Source organism: Enterobacter sp. RHBSTW-00975, assembly GCF_013615235.1.
GTDB lineage: Bacteria > Pseudomonadota > Gammaproteobacteria > Enterobacterales > Enterobacteriaceae > Enterobacter > Enterobacter ludwigii.
Map to the genome: position 1 here is coordinate 31,866 of NZ_CP055883.1, position 17,860 is coordinate 49,725.

Annotated in this window: 16 protein-coding genes and 1 pseudogene; 13 read left to right on the forward strand and 4 right to left on the reverse strand. The window is 56.2% G+C overall.

The window, feature by feature from the left end:
- Nucleotides 1-80 precede the first annotated feature (80 nt).
- The 8 genes from ilvB to HV340_RS00195 all read left to right on the forward strand — a co-directional run bounded on the left by ilvB (nucleotide 81) and on the right by HV340_RS00195 (nucleotide 8,863).
- A complete protein-coding gene (ilvB, locus tag HV340_RS00160) occupies nucleotides 81-1,769 on the forward strand; it encodes an acetolactate synthase large subunit (protein ID WP_059305822.1) in 1,689 nt (562 codons plus the stop codon).
- A gap of 3 nt (nucleotides 1,770-1,772) precedes the next feature.
- Nucleotides 1,773-2,060: an acetolactate synthase small subunit gene (gene ilvN, locus HV340_RS00165; protein WP_014167986.1), complete on the forward strand. Its 288-nt coding sequence runs from the start codon at nucleotides 1,773-1,775 to the stop codon at nucleotides 2,058-2,060.
- A 73-nt stretch (nucleotides 2,061-2,133) separates the two neighbouring features.
- Nucleotides 2,134-2,727, forward strand: coding sequence for a transcriptional regulator UhpA (gene uhpA, locus HV340_RS00170; protein WP_014167987.1), 594 nt, complete (start codon nucleotides 2,134-2,136; stop codon nucleotides 2,725-2,727).
- Nucleotides 2,724-4,229 (forward strand): signal transduction histidine-protein kinase/phosphatase UhpB, encoded by a 1,506-nt coding sequence (gene uhpB / locus HV340_RS00175; RefSeq protein ID WP_063925790.1) that lies wholly within the window; start codon nucleotides 2,724-2,726, stop codon nucleotides 4,227-4,229. The genes uhpA and uhpB overlap by 4 nt, the downstream gene beginning before the upstream one ends.
- Nucleotides 4,222-5,541: an MFS transporter gene (locus HV340_RS00180; protein ID WP_063925789.1), complete on the forward strand. Its 1,320-nt coding sequence runs from the start codon at nucleotides 4,222-4,224 to the stop codon at nucleotides 5,539-5,541. The genes uhpB and HV340_RS00180 overlap by 8 nt, the downstream gene beginning before the upstream one ends.
- A 132-nt stretch (nucleotides 5,542-5,673) precedes the next feature.
- Nucleotides 5,674-7,065: a hexose-6-phosphate:phosphate antiporter gene (gene uhpT, locus HV340_RS00185; RefSeq protein WP_020882733.1), complete on the forward strand. Its 1,392-nt coding sequence runs from the start codon at nucleotides 5,674-5,676 to the stop codon at nucleotides 7,063-7,065.
- A 154-nt stretch (nucleotides 7,066-7,219) separates the two neighbouring features.
- On the forward strand, nucleotides 7,220-8,224 hold the full coding sequence (locus HV340_RS00190; RefSeq protein ID WP_020882732.1) for an alpha/beta hydrolase: 1,005 nt from the start codon (nucleotides 7,220-7,222) through the stop codon (nucleotides 8,222-8,224).
- A 186-nt stretch (nucleotides 8,225-8,410) separates the two neighbouring features.
- A complete protein-coding gene (locus HV340_RS00195; RefSeq protein WP_014167992.1) occupies nucleotides 8,411-8,863 on the forward strand; it encodes a DUF1198 domain-containing protein in 453 nt (150 codons plus the stop codon).
- On the opposite strand, the gene HV340_RS00200 is transcribed toward HV340_RS00195, so the two are convergent.
- Nucleotides 8,860-9,780 carry a LysR family transcriptional regulator gene (locus tag HV340_RS00200; protein WP_063925788.1) on the reverse strand — a complete coding sequence of 307 codons (921 nt, stop codon included), beginning with the start codon at nucleotides 9,778-9,780 and terminating at the stop codon, nucleotides 8,860-8,862. The genes HV340_RS00195 and HV340_RS00200 overlap by 4 nt on opposite strands.
- 605 nt (nucleotides 9,781-10,385) lie before the next feature.
- Between HV340_RS00200 and HV340_RS00205 the strand changes: the two genes are divergently transcribed.
- From HV340_RS00205 to HV340_RS00220, 4 genes and pseudogenes are all read left to right on the forward strand, one after another.
- Nucleotides 10,386-10,979, forward strand: a complete 594-nt coding sequence (locus HV340_RS00205; RefSeq protein WP_063925787.1) for an HAD-IB family phosphatase — start codon at nucleotides 10,386-10,388, stop codon at nucleotides 10,977-10,979.
- Nucleotides 10,980-11,000: 21 nt separating this feature from the next.
- Nucleotides 11,001-12,221, forward strand: coding sequence for an MFS transporter (locus HV340_RS00210; RefSeq protein ID WP_025206519.1), 1,221 nt, complete (start codon nucleotides 11,001-11,003; stop codon nucleotides 12,219-12,221).
- Complete coding sequence (locus HV340_RS00215) at nucleotides 12,208-12,621, forward strand: carboxymuconolactone decarboxylase family protein (protein WP_025206518.1); 414 nt, start codon at nucleotides 12,208-12,210, stop codon at nucleotides 12,619-12,621. The genes HV340_RS00210 and HV340_RS00215 overlap by 14 nt, the downstream gene beginning before the upstream one ends.
- Nucleotides 12,618-12,797 (forward strand): annotated as a pseudogene (locus HV340_RS00220) (acetyl-CoA acetyltransferase); the annotation flags it as partial. The gene HV340_RS00215 and the pseudogene HV340_RS00220, both read left to right, overlap by 4 nt.
- Before the next feature lie 184 nt (nucleotides 12,798-12,981).
- Here the strand turns inward: HV340_RS00220 and HV340_RS00230 are convergent.
- Nucleotides 12,982-13,980 (reverse strand): aldo/keto reductase, encoded by a 999-nt coding sequence (locus HV340_RS00230; RefSeq protein ID WP_020882725.1) that lies wholly within the window; start codon nucleotides 13,978-13,980, stop codon nucleotides 12,982-12,984.
- Nucleotides 13,981-14,187: 207 nt separating this feature from the next.
- Here HV340_RS00230 and nepI point away from each other — a divergent pair, with 207 nt between their 5' ends.
- Nucleotides 14,188-15,378: a purine ribonucleoside efflux pump NepI gene (nepI, locus tag HV340_RS00235; RefSeq protein WP_020882724.1), complete on the forward strand. Its 1,191-nt coding sequence runs from the start codon at nucleotides 14,188-14,190 to the stop codon at nucleotides 15,376-15,378.
- 40 nt (nucleotides 15,379-15,418) lie between these two features.
- Here the strand turns inward: nepI and HV340_RS00240 are convergent, their stop codons facing one another.
- Both HV340_RS00240 and HV340_RS00245 read right to left on the reverse strand, forming a co-directional pair.
- The gene (locus HV340_RS00240) at nucleotides 15,419-16,324 is read right to left on the reverse strand and encodes a DMT family transporter (RefSeq protein WP_020882723.1); all 906 of its coding nucleotides are present in this window, start codon (nucleotides 16,322-16,324) and stop codon (nucleotides 15,419-15,421) included.
- Between the two features lie 140 nt (nucleotides 16,325-16,464).
- On the reverse strand, nucleotides 16,465-17,844 hold the full coding sequence (locus tag HV340_RS00245; RefSeq protein WP_020882722.1) for a carbohydrate porin: 1,380 nt from the start codon (nucleotides 17,842-17,844) through the stop codon (nucleotides 16,465-16,467).
- Between the last annotated feature and the right edge of the window lie 16 nt (nucleotides 17,845-17,860).

Below are 17,860 nucleotides of genomic sequence, written 5' to 3' on the forward strand. Positions count from 1 at the left end.
CCCCGCCGGCGCAAACCGGGCGGGGTTTTTCGTTTAAGGACCCTCCCCGGAAAGTCGGCTCAGAAGAAAAGGACTGGAGCATGGCAAGTTCGGGCACAACATCCACCAAAACGCGTTTCACGGGCGCGCAGTTAATCGTTCATTTGCTGGAACGACAGGGCATCACCACGGTTGCGGGGATTCCGGGCGGCACCGTGCTGCCGCTGTATGATGCGTTAAGCCAAAGCACGCAGATTCGTCACGTTCTGGCGCGTCACGAGCAGGGCGCGGGTTTCATCGCTCAGGGTATGGCGCGTACGCAGGGCAAACCCGCGGTCTGTATGGCCTGCAGTGGCCCGGGTGCGACTAACCTGGTCACCGCTATCGCCGACGCGCGCCTGGACTCAATTCCACTGATCTGCATCACCGGCCAGGTGCCGTCCTCCATGATCGGTACCGATGCGTTTCAGGAAGTGGATACCTACGGCATCTCTATCCCCATCACTAAACATAACTATTTAGTTCGCGATATCGCCGAGCTTCCTCAGGTTATCAGCGATGCGTTTCGTATTGCGCAATCCGGCCGTCCCGGCCCGGTGTGGATAGACATTCCTAAGGATGTTCAGACCGCAGAGATCGAGATTGACGTGCTGCCGGAGCCGGGTGAACGTGCGCCAGCGCCGCAGTTCCGCGCAGAGAGCGTGCAGGCTGCAGCGGCGATGATTAACGCCGCCAGACGCCCGGTGCTTTATCTGGGTGGCGGGGCGATTAATGCCTCCGACGCGGTACGCCAGCTCGCAGAGAAAGCCAGCCTGCCCACCACCATGACCCTGATGGCGCTGGGTATGTTGCCAAAAGCGCACCCGCTGTCGCTGGGTATGCTGGGGATGCACGGCGCGCGCAGCACGAACTACATTCTGCAAGAAGCGGATTTGCTGATTGTTCTGGGTGCACGTTTTGATGACCGGGCGATTGGCAAGACCGAGCAGTTCTGCCCGAACGCCAAAATCATTCATGTGGATATCGACCGTGCCGAGCTGGGTAAAATCAAGCAGCCGCACGTGGCGATTCAGGGTGATGTTGCCGAGGTGCTGGCGCAGTTGATTCCGCAAACGAACGCTTCCGATCGCGCCGACTGGCGTCAGCTGGTTGCCGATCTGCAAAAAGAGTTCCCGGGCGCTATCCCAACCGAGGGAGACCCGCTGAGCCATTACGGGCTGATTAACGCCGTGGCCGCCTGCGTTGATGACAGCGCGATTATCACCACCGACGTGGGCCAGCACCAGATGTGGACCGCCCAGGCCTACCCGCTGAACCGTCCGCGTCAGTGGCTGACCTCGGGTGGGCTGGGGACCATGGGCTTTGGCCTGCCGGCGGCAGTGGGCGCGGCGCTGGCCAATCCCGATCGCAAGGTGATCTGCTTCTCCGGTGACGGTAGCCTGATGATGAACATTCAGGAAATGGCGACGGCAGCCGAAAACCAGTTAGACGTGAAAATCATCCTGATGAACAACCAGGCGCTGGGGCTGGTGCACCAGCAGCAGAGTCTGTTCTATACGCAGGGCGTGTTTGCCGCGACCTATCCAGGAACGATTAACTTTATGCAGATTGCCGCCGGTTTTGGCCTGCATACCTGCGATTTGAACGCCGAAGCGGACCCTCATGCGGCGCTGCAGGCGGCGATTTCTCGTCCTGGCCCGGCGCTGATCCACGTGCGTATCGATCCTGAACAAAAAGTGTACCCGATGGTGCCGCCAGGTGCGGCAAATACTGAGATGGTGGGGGAATAAGCCATGCAGAAACAACATGATAACGTCATTCTGGAACTCACCGTCCGCAACCACCCAGGCGTGATGACGCACGTCTGTGGGCTCTTTGCCCGCCGCGCGTTTAACGTGGAAGGTATCCTCTGTCTGCCCATTCAGGGCAGCGAGCACAGCCGCATCTGGTTACTGGTGAATGACGATCAGCGTCTGGAGCAGATGATTGCGCAGATCGATAAGCTGGAAGATGTCGAGAAAGTGGTGCGCAACCAGTCCGATCCCACCATGTTTAACAAAATTGCGGTGTTCTTCGAGTAAATAGCGCAAAGCTTGAACCCCCACGCGCTTATCGTTAAGGTAAGCGCGTTTTTTAACCCGCCAGGAACGCGCCATGACCACCATCGCCCTTATTGACGACCACCTCATCGTCCGCTCCGGATTTGCCCAACTGCTGAACCTTGAGCCTGATTTTCAGGTGGTGGCGGAGTTCGGCTCCGGTCGCGAGGCGCTGGCAGGTTTGCCCGGGCGCGGTGTCCAGGTCTGTATCTGCGATATCTCGATGCCGGATCTCTCAGGACTCGAGCTGCTGAGCCAGTTGCCGAAAGGGATGGCGATCGTGATGCTCTCGGTCCATGACAGCCCGGCGCTGGTGGAGCAGGCACTGAACGCAGGCGCACGCGGTTTTCTTTCCAAGCGCTGCAGCCCGGACGAACTGATCGCTGCCGTACGCACGGTCTCCACCGGCGGGTGCTACCTGACGCCGGATATCGCCATCAAGCTGGCGGCAGGGCGACAGGACCCACTCACCCGACGCGAACGTCAGGTGGCAGAAAAACTGGCGCAGGGGATGTCGGTGAAAGAGATTGCCGTGGACCTGGGGCTGTCGCCAAAAACCGTTCACGTTCACCGCGCTAACCTGATGGAAAAACTCGGCGTCAGTAATGACGTTGAACTGGCGCGCCGCATGTTCGACAGCTGGCAATGAACCCGCTGTTTTCACGGCTGATCGCCGTTGCTGCCAGTTTTTCCATTTTCTCCGCCGCCTGGTTCTGCCTGTGGAGCATCAGCCTGCATCTGGTTGAACGCCCGGAGCTGGCGGTGCTGCTTTTCCCGTTTGGCCTGCGTCTGGGGCTGATGCTGCAATGCCCGCGCGGTTTCTGGCCGGTACTGCTGGGCGCCGAATGGCTGATGCTGGTCTGGCTGGCGCAGGAGGTGGCGCTGGCGCACTTGCCTTTACTGCTGACGGGCAGCGTACTCACACTGATCCCGGTGGCGCTGATCTCCCGTTATCGTCACCAGCGCGACTGGCGCACGCTGCTGCGTCAGGGGGCTGCGCTGATTGCCGCCGCGCTGTTGCAGTCCCTGCCCTGGACCGGCGAGGAGGAGATGCTTAACGCCCTTCTGCTGACGCTGACCGGCGGTCTGACGCTGGCTCCCACCTGTCTGGTTATCTGGCACTACCTCACCAGTACCGTCTGGCAGCCGCTCGGACCGGCGCTGGTCTCTCAGCCGGTAAACTGGCGCGCCCGGCATCTTATCTGGTATCTGCTGCTGTTTGCGATCAGCCTGTGGCTGCAGCTTGGCCTGCCCGATGAGCTGTCGCGCTTTACCCCGTTTTGCCTGGCGTTGCCGATTATCGCCCTCGCGTGGCACTACGGCTGGCAGGGCGCGCTGATTGCCACCCTGATGAACGCTATCGCGCTGATTGCCAGCCAGACCTGGCACGATCACCCCGTCGATTTACTGCTCTCCCTGCTGGCTCAGAGTCTGACCGGGCTGCTGCTGGGGGCCGGGATTCAGCGCCTGCGTGAACTTAACCACTCATTACAAACCGAGCTGGCGCGTAATCGCCGTCTGGCAGAACGCCTGCTGGAAACGGAAGAGAGCGTCCGGCAGGAGGTGGCCCGCGAGTTGCACGATGACATCGGCCAGACCATTACCGCCATTCGCACTCAGGCAGGCATCGTTCAGCGTCTGGCGGCCGAAAACGCCGGCGTAAAGCAGGGCGGGGCACATATCGAACAGCTCTCTCTTGGCGTGTATGACTCGGTGCGGCGACTGCTTGGCAGGCTGCGACCGCGCCAGCTGGACGATCTTACGCTTGAGCAGGCGGTACGGTCGCTGATGCGCGAGATGGAGATGGAAAGCCGCGGGATCGTCAGTCATCTTGACTGGCGCATCAATGAATCTTTGCTGAGCGAGGGCCAGCGCGTCACGCTGTTCCGCGTCTGTCAGGAAGGGCTGAATAATATTGTTAAGCACGCCAGCGCCAGCGCGGTAACGCTGCAGGGATGGCAACAGGATGAACGCCTGATGCTGGTGATTGAAGATGATGGCTGCGGTCTGCCGCCGGGCTCCGGCCAGCTGGGTTTTGGCCTGGCGGGCATGCGTGAGCGCGTCAAGGCGTTGGGTGGCACCCTGACCATCTCCTGCACCCACGGCACGCGCGTCAGCGTCAGTTTACCGCTGAGGAGTCAGCATGTTTAAAACCCCGGCGAATGCCGCCCCGCTAAACGATAAACGTGAAATTGACGCCCGCTATCGTTACTGGCGTCGCCATATCCTGATCACCATCTGGCTGGGGTATGCGCTTTTTTACTTTACCCGCAAAAGTTTCAATGCCGCCGCGCCGGAAATCCTCGCCAGCGGGGTGATGACACGCACCGATATTGGCCTGCTGGCGACGCTGTTTTACATCACCTACGGCCTGTCGAAGTTCTTCTCCGGTATCGTCAGCGACCGCTCGAATGCCCGTTATTTTATGGGCTCTGGACTCATTGCCACCGGGATGGTGAACATTCTGTTTGGCTTCTCCACCTCGCTATGGGCCTTTGCGCTGTTGTGGGCGTTGAACGCCTTTTTCCAGGGATGGGGCGCGCCGGTGTGTGCCCGTCTGCTTACCGCCTGGTACTCGCGCAACGAGCGTGGCGGCTGGTGGGCTATCTGGAACACGGCGCATAACGTCGGGGGGGCGCTTATTCCGATGGTGGTCGGGGCGGCGGCGCTGCACTACGGCTGGCGCACGGGAATGATGATTGCCGGCGGGCTGGCGATCGTTGCCGGGCTGTTTCTTTGCTGGCGACTGCGTGACAGGCCACAAACCGTGGGCTTGCCCGCGGTAGGCGACTGGCGGCACGATGAGATGGAAGTCGCTCAACAGCAGGAAGGTGCAGGGCTGACGCGTAAAGAGATCCTCACCAAATATGTGCTGTTAAATCCCTATATCTGGTTACTCTCCCTCTGCTACGTGCTGGTCTACGTGGTGCGTGCGGCGATCAACGACTGGGGCAATCTGTATATGTCCGAAACCCTGGGCGTCGATCTGGTGACCGCCAACTCGGCGGTGACGATGTTCGAGCTGGGCGGCTTTATCGGCGCGCTGGTGGCGGGCTGGGGCTCGGATAAGCTCTTCAACGGTAACCGCGGGCCGATGAACCTGATCTTCGCCGCCGGGATTTTGCTTTCCGTTGGTTCGCTATGGCTGATGCCGTTTGCCAGCTATGTGATGCAGGCGGCGTGTTTCTTCACCACCGGCTTTTTCGTCTTTGGCCCGCAGATGCTGATCGGCATGGCGGCGGCGGAGTGTTCACACAAAGACGCCGCGGGGGCCGCGACGGGCTTTGTCGGGCTGTTTGCTTACCTTGGCGCATCGCTCTCCGGCTGGCCGCTGGCGCGGGTGATCGACGTCTGGCACTGGAGCGGTTTCTTCGCCGTGATCGCCATCGCGGCAGGGATTTCGGCCCTGCTGCTGTTGCCGTTCCTGCATGCGCAGGCGCCGCGCGAGGCACACGAAGCGTGATGTGCTTCACCTTTTCATCCCGAATGGCGCAAAACTAAGAAATTTTCCTGGTTTCACCTGGACGCTGTCTCAGGCGTCGCTCCCGGCTGGTTTTTACAATGCTGCAAAAATCAGCTCAGGAGTAAACCAATCATGCTGGCCTTCTTAAATCAGGTGCGCAAGCCGACCCTGGATCTGCCGCTCGATGTGCGGCGTAAAATGTGGTTCAAACCGTTCATGCAGTCTTACCTGGTGGTCTTTATCGGCTACCTGACCATGTACCTGATCCGCAAAAACTTTAACATCGCGCAGAACGACATGATCTCAACCTACGGGCTGAGCATGACGCAGCTGGGGATGATTGGCCTGGGCTTCTCCATCACTTACGGCGTGGGTAAAACCGTCGTTTCCTACTACGCGGACGGCAAAAACACCAAGCAGTTCCTGCCGTTTATGCTGATCCTCTCCGCCATCTGTATGCTCGGCTTCAGCGCCAGCATGGGCGCGGGCTCCGTCAGCCTGTTCATGATGATCGCCTTCTACGCCCTGAGCGGTTTCTTCCAGAGTACCGGCGGGTCGTGCAGTTACTCCACCATCACCAAATGGACCCCTCGCCGCAAGCGTGGTTCGTACCTCGGCATGTGGAACATCTCCCACAACCTCGGCGGGGCGGGTGCGGCAGGCGTGGCGCTGTTCGGCGCAAACTACCTGTTCGACGGCCACGTGATCGGCATGTTTATCTTCCCGTCGATTATCGCCCTGATTGTCGGCTTTATCGGCCTGCGCTACGGCAGCGACTCCCCGGAATCGTACGGCCTCGGCAAAGCCGAAGAGCTGTTCGGCGAGGAGATCAGCGAAGAGGACAAAGAGACCGAAGAAAACGAGATGTCCAAATGGCAGATCTTTGTTGAGTACGTGCTGAAAAACAAAGTGATCTGGCTGCTCTGTTTCTCCAACATCTTCCTGTACGTGGTGCGTATCGGTATCGACCAGTGGTCCACCGTGTATGCCTTCCAGGAGCTGAAGCTCTCCAAAGAAGTCGCTATTCAGGGCTTCACCCTGTTCGAAGTGGGCGCGCTGGTCGGCACGCTGCTGTGGGGCTGGCTCTCGGACCTCGCCAATGGTCGCCGTGCGCTGGTAGCCTGCGTCGCGCTGGCGCTGATTATCGCCACGCTCGGCGTCTACCAGCACGCCAGCAACCAGTACGTTTACCTGGCGTCCCTGTTCGCGCTCGGCTTCCTGGTGTTTGGTCCACAGCTGCTGATCGGCGTGGCAGCAGTCGGCTTCGTACCGAAAAAAGCGATCGGCGCTGCCGATGGAATTAAAGGCACCTTCGCCTACCTGATCGGTGACAGCTTCGCCAAGCTGGGTCTGGGTATGATCGCCGACGGCACGCCGATTTTCGGCCTCACCGGCTGGGCCGGGACCTTTGCCGCGCTGGATGCCGCCGCCATCGGTTGTATCGTCCTGATGGCGATGGTCGCGGTGCTGGAAGAACGTAAGATCCGCCGTGAAAATCGGATGCAGAAATTAAAAGTAGCCTGAGTGTGCAGGTAACTTCTTTGCCCGGTTGACCGCCGGGCTTTTTTTTACATTCCACCTTTACCCCCCTTTACAGACCCGCTCCCTGCAATGCTCTACATTTTAATTTTGCTGCCGCACTCCGCGGCTTTTGTCCGTTTTGTTATGGAGAGCTTGCATGGTAAACCGACGACTATCCTGTCTTGCGCTATTGGTGGCGCTTGCCTCCCCCGCCCTGGCGGCGGATGCGCCGACGTACGGTGAGAAGCTGGAGGGGTTTGATTACGCCTGGCCGGTTAAGCATTTCACCTTTACCTCGCAACATCAGCCGCTTGATATGGCCTATCTGGACGTTAAGCCAGAAAAACCCAACGGCCGCACCGTGGTGCTGATGCACGGTAAAAACTTCTGCGCCGGAACGTGGGAGGGGACTATCCGCGCACTTTCCGCCAGCGGATACCGCGTGGTGGCACCAGACCAGATTGGTTTTTGTAAATCCACCAAACCCGAGCATTACCAGTACACCTTCCAGCAGCTGGCGGATAACACCCACGCGTTGCTTAAGCAGCTCGGCGTCGATCGCGTGACGGTTATTGGGCACTCGACCGGCGGCATGCTGGCGACCCGCTACGCGCTCATGTGGCCACAGGAAGTGGAACAGCTGGTGATGGTTAACCCGATTGGTTTAGAAGACTGGAAAGCCCGCGGCGTACCGCATATTACGGTCGATCAGTGGTATCAGCGTGAACTTAAAACCAGCGCCGATGGTATTCGTCAGTACGAGAAAAATACTTACTATGCCGGGGAGTGGAAGCCGGAGTATGAGCGTTGGGTGACGATGCTGGCCGGGCTGAACAATGGGCCGGGCAAAACGCGTGTCGCCTGGAACTCAGCCCTGCTCTACGACATGATTTATACCCAGCCGGTGATCTACGAATTTGGTGAACTGAAGATGCCGGTATTATTGATGATCGGCACCAAAGACAACACCGCCATCGGGAAAGACCTCGCCCCGCCGGCGATCCGCAAGACGCTGGGCAACTATGCAGTACTGGGTAAGGAGACGGAAAAACGCATTCCGCATGCGACGCTGGTTGAGTTTAACGACATGGGCCATGCGCCACAGATGCAGGACCCTCAGCGCTTCCATGACGCGCTGCTGAAAGGGCTGCAGGCACGCTGACCGGTCTAAAGCAACAGCCCCGCAGCCCGTCCTGCGCGGGCTGTCTTCGGCGCACTACACGCCAGCATGCCTGGCGCTGCCCTCATAACGATTTTCCACCTTTTTTCACTGTACTATTATGGCCTTGACCGCTGTCGACGCCGCGCGTTTCCCGCTATGATGAGCGGCTGACGTAGAGGAGAACGCATGGTCTGGATAATGCTGGCAACGCTTGCCGTGGTGTTTGTGGTGGGATTTCGGGTCCTGACCTCAGATTCACGTCGCGCAATTAAACGCCTGAGCGAGCGGCTGGGGATCACCCCGGTTCCTGTAGAATCGATGATCGATCAGTTCGGTAAAACGCCCGGCAATGAGTTTATCCGCTACCTTGAACGCCCGGACGAAGCGCATCTGCAAAACGCGGCCCAGGTGCTGCTGATCTGGCAGGTCTGCATTGTCGACGGCAGTGAAGAGAATTTGCTTGCCTGGCACCGTATGCTGCGTAAAGCCCGTCTGGCCGCGCCGATCACGGACGCGCAGGTCCGTCTGACGCTGGGTTTTATGCGTGAAATGGAGCCCGACCCGCAGGAGCTAAACGCCTTCCAGTTACGCTATAACCAGCTTTTCCTGCCGGAAGAGGGCGTGTTTTACCTGCATTAAGCCGTTTTCCCGCATAACACATTCTGTGCGTTAAGAATCTCCTCTCTATTTTCATTGAGGCGAGTGGCGGCATAGATATCTATGTTTAACCTTTTTGCCTCGGCGTCCGTGAGTTCACGGTAGCAAAGTCCTTCCTGATTAAAGGTGCATTTCGACTGAGGCAGTAGCGCAAATCCTTTCCCTCTTGCGATACGGCTTAGCATCACAAGGGTATCATCCGGCTCTTTTATCCGCTTCAGAGGCGTTTTCAGCGTATCAAAGTAGCTTTCGCATTTGTCGTAAAATGACGGGTTGGCACTTCTGGAAAACCAGAAAATGGGAAGATCGCTAATATCCTCCAGCGCGACTTTCTCTTTCAGGCTGGCAGGGTGTAAAGAGGGCATTGCGATGAGCAACGGTTCCTGGCAGACCCAGCGGTATTGAACAATGTCTTCGTGACCCGTTCCTTTTTCACCGGTCAGCACCAGATCCAGCATGTTTTTAGACAAGCTTTGCAGCAGTTGGGCTGACGTCAGGTCCGGCGTTTCGACATCATCTCCCGCGTTCATTTTTTGAAGCTGGGAATTCACGGGTTCAATATATTCAAAATTAAGGGTCCGCGTGAGTCCAATACGCAGGCTCGTTTCAGAAGAGAGAGGATCTACTTTTAGGTTACTGATGTCTTTGAGTATTTTTTCAGCCTGAACAACCAGCGCACGGCCTGCTTCTGTGAGGCTAACGTCATGCGTGTTGCGGCTGAACAACTGACGTTTCAGAACCGCTTCAAGGCATTTTATCTGACGCGTCAATGGCGGTTGAGTCATGCGTAGGCGTTCGGCAGCCTTACGGAAGTTCAGTTCATGTGCGACAGCGAGAAAGCATTGTAATTGTTTGATACTGGGCAGGTTATTGCTGATTAAATGTTCTGCTGTGGCCATACGTGGGTCCTGAATGCGAAAAGGTATTTCGTCTTTTTTCCATTTCGATATTACACGCTAAATGCGGGCAGTAAACCCATTTCAACAGTAATACCAAAAATATATTACAAATTTAACAATTCCAATTGTTTCCTATATTGATAAATTTCTACCAGAATCCTCACTCAATCAATATTCGGAGTAATTATGTCATCTAAATATGTACTGGTATCACGCTTCCCGTTAAAAAATACTTTTACAGAGAAAGATTTTATCTCCTTAAAAAGCAATGAAAACGTTCGCTAGTTTTCCTGTGAAGAAAACGGTGTTAATGAACTGCTGGAACTGCGCGCTGTCAATGACATTAAAGAAATTGCGTGTGCTGAGAGTGAAATGGAATCCATATTCCATCGTTTCTCTGTTGTTCTTTCTGCCGATATTCGTCGCGAACTGCTTAAGTTTGTTGAATCCCCAATCGATAATAAAAAGAGTTTACCCGAATCTAATTATATTCAGTTTCGTCACGTTGAGGTGCCCGCCCATAACTATCAGTAGTATCGTCAGTGGCGCGATGAAACCACGCCGCATTTTTTGACGTTGATGAGACGCTGATAAATATTAAAAGCATGTTTGATTTCGTTGACTTCTGGTGCAGGGAAAATAATCAAAACGATCGTCTTCAACGCTATATGTCTCGCTTTCGCGTCGACGTAAAAAACGGTGTGCCAGGGGAGACGCTCAACAGAGAGTATTATCGCCAGTTTAAAGGTGTGTCTTGTCGTTATCTGGAAAAAATGGGCGATGAATGGTTCAGGCGTAAGCCAGAAAACGAATTTTTTATTGAGAGTGCCGTTTCAGCACTTAAAAGCCATCAGAGACAGAACATGTACATCGTATTTATATCGGGCTCTATGCTTCCGATTCTGTCACCCATTGCGAAATATCTTGGGGTAACGGACATACTCTGTGCTCCGTTGATAATAAATGACGCAGGCGAGTTGACGGGGGAAATCGGCCTGCCCCAAACAATTGGAGCGGGTAAAAAAGACGCCCTGATGACGTTTTGCCGGGATAAGGAGATTAATCCAGCGGATTGTTATGCCTACGGTGACGATCTTTCGGATATTCCAATGCTCGAAGCCATTGGGCATCCCGTCTGTGTGGGAGAGCATTCCGCGCTTACCCGATATGCAGCAGAAAAAAATTGGCACATTATTTAAACCATTATTGAGGTAAGTAGTATGACTTCAGAACTCTCTCCGCAAAATATGACGTTAAGGTCATGGCTTGCGTTATTCATTCTGGCTATTTCAACGTTTACTATTGTCACTACCGAACTGGCGCCGGTCGGATTATTAACGCCAATCGCAGAGGGATTACGGTCTTCGGAATCCGCGGTGGGCATGACCGTGTCGCTTTATGCCTGGGTGGGGGCGTTGAGTGCGCTGTTTGCCTCCGTCTTTTTAGGCAATGTGGCTAAGAAGCGGCTTTTACTCGTGCTCACCGTGGTGCTTCTGATCTCTAACGTCATGGCCGCGACGGTAAACACCTACGGAATGCTGCTTAGTGCCCGCGTGCTGGGCGCGCTTGCTCACGGTGCATTCTGGGCGATGATCGGCGCAACGGCGGTTGCCATGGTTCCTGCCAGATATATTGGTGCGGCGACGTCAATCGTATTTGGTGGCGTTTCCGCAGCAAGCGTTTTTGGCGTACCGGTTTCCAACTACATTGGTATCCACTTCGGCTGGCGGCAGGCATTTTGGCTGATGGCCGCGCTGAGCGTAATTGCCTTTGTGGGTATTAGCGTGCTTGTTCCCCAGATCGCCAGCAAAAGCGCGCTTGGCCTGGATGCGCTTAAGGGCGTGCTGAAATCGTCTACCCTGTGGAAAATTTACTCAGCAACCCTACTGGCTGTTACGGCGCACTTTGCCGCCTTTACGTACATTGAACCCTGGCTTCACACGCAGAGTTTACTGTCCACCGCCTTTATTCCCGCCGTGCTTTTTGTTTACGGCATCGCGGGTCTGGCCGGTAATTTCCTGACCGGCGTGATGATTGATAAGTATCTCAAGCTGACGGTTTCGCTGTCTGTACTGCTGATCTGTGCAGTGCTGCTGTTCCTGGGCCTGTCAGGTTCCTCGCTCTCTGCTGCGCTGATATTCACCAGCATGATTATCTGGGGCGTTGCCGTGTCAGGAATATTTGTCGGCTTCCAGACGTGGGTTTTACGTATGGCTGAAGATAAAGCCTTCCCGGCCTCCGCAATCTACGTTTCGTTTTTCAATACCGCCATTGGTATCGGCGCGTCGGTCGGTGCCTGGATGGTTTCATCATTTTCAATGCCGCTCCTGTATATCGTCGCCGGCACGGCTATCGGCCTGTCCGTTCTGCTTGTCGCGGTTATTCCTGCAACCTTGACCGCAAAACAATCCCGTATGGAGAAATCTTATGAGTCAAATTAATGACCGCACGCGCTATGGCAGAGAGATCATGGACCGTCTTGAAGCAGGGCTCGCGGATAAAGTCACCCGCCGCCTGAGCGAACTGGACCCGGGCCTGCCCGCCCTGATAACCGACTATGCGTTCGGGGATGTGGTGGGACGTCCGGGACTGGAACTCAAAACGCGCGAAATGCTGACTGTCGCCTCGCTTGTGACGCTGGGTAATGCTATGCCGCAGCTGGAACTGCACATGAGAGGCGCGCTCAACACCGGCGTGACGCCGGAAGAGCTGCTTGAAATTGTGATACAGATGGCGGTGTATGCCGGCGTTCCCGCCTGTATGAACGGTCTTACCGCCTACCGCGCGGCAATCGCTGCGACGGGTCATACGTTGCCGGGACTGAAAGGGAGTGACGCATGAGCGAGGTTGTCATTATTGCTGCCCGCCGCACGGCGACGGGCGCATTTCTGGGCGCGCTTGCGGAGCATTCCGCCGCTGACCTGGGAAGCTGGGTCATTCAGGCGCTCCTGAAAGAATCTGGCGTAGAGGCCAGTAATATCTCTCAGGTCATTATGGGTCAGGTTCTTACGGCGGGGCAATCGCGCTTGGGCATGCGATAGGCGCATCCGGCTGCCGGATTTTGATGACGCTGGTTCATGCCCTGGTCCGTAATGACGGCAAGTGTGGCGTCGCCGCGCTGAGCGTTTATCGCTAACGGCACGGCGTATCCGATATAAAAAAACCGGGAAAACCCGGTTTTTTTATTTTCTTGATGAGGTATCAGGCGTTCACGCCCTTCATACCCTCGGCAGAATAGCGATCGCCTTTAATCGCTATCCGGCGATGCAGGTTGTTCAATGATTCAATATCGCTCTTCTCAAGCTCAATGTTGGCAGCGCGCGCGTTCTCGGCCAGATAGCCGGTGTGCTTAGTGCCCGGGATGGGAACCAGCCGATCGTATTGCGCTAACAGCCAGGCAAGGGCAATCTGACCCGCGGTACAGCCGTATTTCGCCGCCAGCGGGTGGATGACATCGAGCAGCTGGCGATTATGATCGAGGCTGGACTGCATAAAGCGCTCGTTATTTTTACGGAAATCACCCTCTGCAAATTCGCTATTGTTCAGGTATTTTCCCGTCAGGAAGCCTCTGCCAAGAGGCGAGTAGGGCACCAGACCAATGCCTAACGCTTTCACGACCGGCAGAATGCTTTCCTCGATATCGCGTGTCCACAGAGAATATTCCGTTTGCAGCGCGGTGACCGGATGTACCGCATGGGCCCGTTGCAGCGTTGACGCCGACACTTCGCAAAGGCCGATGTGGTTGATCTTGCCCTCTTTCACAAGGGTGCGCAGACAATCCATACTCTCTTCGACCGGGGTGGTGTTACTCAGTCTGTGTAGATAAAAGAGGTCGATTCGCTCCACGCCAAGCCGCTTGAGGGACTCATTACAGCAGCGGATGATATAGTCAGGCGTATTGTTGATGGTGCGGGCATAAGACTCGTCGGGAGAGCGATCGATGCCGCATTTCGTGGCTATTTTGAACTGCTCGCGAGTGCTTTTATCCAGCCCGGCAAGAAAATGACCGATTAGTCTTTCATTATGACCACGGCCATATAAATTTGCGGTATCAATAAACGTCACGTTCAGATCGATGAGGCTATGCAATACCCGCAGCGAGGCGTTGTCATCAGTCTGGCCATAAAATTCACTCAGACCCATGGCACCGTAGCCGACGGCACTGACGGTAAGATTTTGAGATAAATTACGTGTTTTCATAGTTTCTCCTTTTCAGACGCTATGATTGTTTCACCTCAAATGTGGATACTGAATTTTCATTTTCGTTATGCAGAAAAGGTATCAGTCGACGACGCGCTCTCTTCAGGCTCATTAAAAACGACAAAAGTTGTCAAATCGTTAAATCCGTCACACTTTTGATGATAAACTGCGCGACTTTTCCGCACGTTTTTATCTTCAGGTGACGCCATGACAGAACACATTCAGCCCACACCCAGACCGCAGACCCAGGAGGTCACTCGCCCCAACTGGTCGGCGGTTTTCTCCGTGGCATTTTGCGTTGCCTGCCTGATTACCGTTGAGTTTCTGCCGGTGAGCCTGCTGACGCCGATGGCGCAGGATCTGGGCATTTCCGAAGGCGTGGCGGGGCAGTCCGTCACCGTGACCGCCTTTGTGGCGATGTTCGCGAGCCTGTTTATTACCCAGGTGATCGGCACCATCGACCGCCGCAAAGTGGTCATTCTGTTCAGCGTGCTGCTGACGCTCTCCTGCCTGCTGGTCTCTTTTGCCAATAACTTCACCCTGCTGCTGCTGGGTCGCGCCTGCCTGGGGCTGGGATTAGGTGGTTTCTGGGCGATGTCGGCCTCGCTCACCATGCGTCTGGTTCCCGCGCGCACCGTGCCGAAAGCCCTCTCCGTGATCTTTGGTGCTGTTTCGATTGCGCTGGTCATTGCTGCGCCGTTGGGCAGTTTCCTTGGCGGGATCATCGGCTGGCGTAACGTCTTTAACGCTGCCGCGGTGATGGGGGTGCTATGCATTCTCTGGGTCTGGAAAGCGCTGCCGTCCTTACCGGGGGAAGCGGCACACCATAAACAGAATATGTTCAGCCTGCTGAAGCGCCCGGGCGTGCTGGCGGGGATGACCGCCATCTTTATGGCATTTGCCGGACAGTTTGCCTTCTTCACCTATATCCGCCCGGTATTCATGAACATGGCCGGGTTTGATGTGGATGGCCTGACGCTGGTGCTCCTGAGCTTCGGTATCGCCAGCTTTGTCGGCACCTCGCTGTCGTCCGCGTTCCTGAAGCGTTCCCTGAAAGTGGCGCTGGCGGGCGCGCCGCTGGTGCTGGCAATTAGCGCTGCGGTATTGGTGCTGTGGGGCAGCGATAAGTGGGTTGCGTCGGCGATTGCGATTATCTGGGGCTTTGCTTTTGCGCTGGTGCCGGTGGGCTGGTCGACGTGGATCACCCGCTCGCTCGCCGATCAGGCGGAAAAAGCCGGGTCGATTCAGGTCGCGGTGATCCAGCTGGCGAACACCTGCGGTGCGGCGATCGGCGGCGTTGCGCTGGACCATCTGGGGCTGACGTCACCGCTGGTGATTTCAGGAACCCTGATGTTGCTGACGGCGCTGCTGGTGGCGAGTAAGGTTAAAGCGAAATAAGTAAATCCCCCTCTTCCCACAGGGAAGAGGGGATATCAGGCTACGCCGATGTCTGAACCCGTCTTCTCGAATCCATCGAAATCAGCACCACCGACGACACAATCAGCAGCGTGCCCAGCCAGTCCGGCAGCGTAAACGCCACCCCAAGCAAAATCACCGACAGCAGGGCGCTGCTCAGCGGCTCGGCACAGCTCAGAATGCTCGCCTTCGGCCCGCCAATCATCTGCGCGCCTTTCAGATACAGGCTGAACGTCAGCGCTGTGCCAATCACCACCAGATAGAAAAACGCCAGCAGCAGGCTGCCATCAATCACAAATGTGGTCCCGCGTCCGGCGTAGAACGGCGTCAGCACGACCCCCGCGATTAACATACTCCAGCCAACAATCGGCAGCGTGCCGTAGCGGGCGATAAGCGTCGACGGGTAGGTTGTATAAAACGCGGCGGCAAAGGCCGAGGCGATACCGAAGAACAGGGCGGCAGGGGAGATGGAGAGCGAGGTCGGATCGCCGTGGGTGACCAGCAGGAAGGTGCCGACAAGTGACGTCAAAATGGCGGATAAAACAAACACGCCGGGACGTTTTTTCCTCGCCAGCGCGAACCAGGCGACGATGATCGTTGGCGAGAGAAACTGCAGCACGGTGGCCGTCGCCGCGTTGGATTTTTCAATCGTCAGCAGGAAGGTGAGCTGGACGGTGAGCGCACCAACCAGCGAGAAAAACAGCAGGCTGAGGGCGTCTTTACGATGTTTGATGACCGAGAAAATCTTGTCGCCATGCACGAAGGAGAGGGTCAGCAAGATGACGCCGGTAAACAGCAGGCGAATCATCGTCAGGTAAGGGGACGAGATCTGGCTTTTCTCCATGATGTACTGTGCGCAAACCCCTGAGCTGCCCCATAAAACGGCGGCGATCAGAACGTTGAGCATTCCTTTACGTGTGGAACCCATGTTCTCCCCTGTTATGTTGGTTTTTGTGTAGCATAACATGGGTCTTGCCGGGTGCGGTGTGGCCTGATGCCCTCACTCACGGGGAGAGGGGGCAAACACGAAAAACGGCAACGTGCGTTGCCGTTTTGCTTTTACCTTGCTTAGAACCACGCTTCCCACATCGCGCCGACGTTGAAATCATCCAGCGTCTCATCTTTTGTACCGTTCACACGGGCGGTGCGTTCGTTATCCACTTTGCCGCCGGTCACGTAGAAGCGCAGCATTGGGCGGAACTCTGGCCCCATGGCGATAGACATGTTCTGCGACAGGGTCAGCTTCCAGCCTTTGTTATCACCGCCATTGTCGTAATCCACGTGCTGCCAGCCCGCTTCCAGCCAGGTGGAGTGAACGTCGTTCCACCAGTGCATCGGACGCACGATGGCGTTGTAGTTCTTACGGTTGTCGGTTTTATCGCGGCTGTTGTCATAGTCGTGGAAGGCGAGGATGTACTCCACCTGCGTGGCCTGGGTGAATTTGTACAACCCTTCGAAGCTGGCGTAGACCGTGGTCAGATCCTCGGTTTTGTTGAATACGCTGTTGTCCGAGTTATCAGAATAACGGGCAATCACCTTATTCACGCCGCTGTCGTTGGTGTGGCTCAGCACCACGCCGCCCTGCCAGGCCTTCAGACGCTCTTCACTCTCAATGGCTTTGGAGTCAAAACCGTAGTTCGCGTACAGCTCCAGATCCAGCGGGCCGACTTTCATGCCGTGGATTTTTGAGGTCGCAGCGTAGTTACCTTTGTCGCCCGTGCCGGAACCGCCGGTACAGGTAATGCGCGACGGGTTCGCCTCATCTTCCATCACTTCCGGGCTACAGGATTCCACCGCGGCCACCGCGGCAACGTCAAACTGCACGCCGCCGATGTCGAAGTTCTTCACCCCGGCACCCTGGCCGTCGTGGTTCATCCAGAAGTAATCGTTGATACCCTGCTGTGGACGCTGGTGGAAGTCACGGCCGGCCCAGAAGTAGGCGTTCGGGTTGGAGGCCATAATGTTGGTCACACCGGCATAGGCTTTTTTCAGGTTAACCTCGTCGCCCCAGTGGTCGATCATCACGTTGATGTCCCAGATGGCACCGTTGTCCCCCTTGAAGGCTTTGGAGAGCTGGAATTCACCGCCGTTGCCTTCGTTACCCAGACGACCAATCGCGGATGCGCCGTTATAGGAACCGTCTACCGCCACGTATTTCTGATCGGCTGCCTGGAAGTGCGCGCCGTAGCGGGCATAGCCGGTAAATTTAACCCCAAACGGAATCGCGAGGTCCGGTGATTGCGCCGCGCTTTGCGGTTCGGTGACCACGTCCGCTTTTTTCGCGACGGCGGCGTCCATTTTGGCCTGCCGTTCGGCCAGCGCTTTGTCTACCGCTTTCGCCACGATGGCGTCGATTTGCTCTTGCGTAAATTCTTGTGCGAGTACAGAAATTGGGCAAAGCGCGGCGACAACCGCCATGGTTAATGGAAGTTTTTTAATATAATTCATGGTTATCTCAATATAG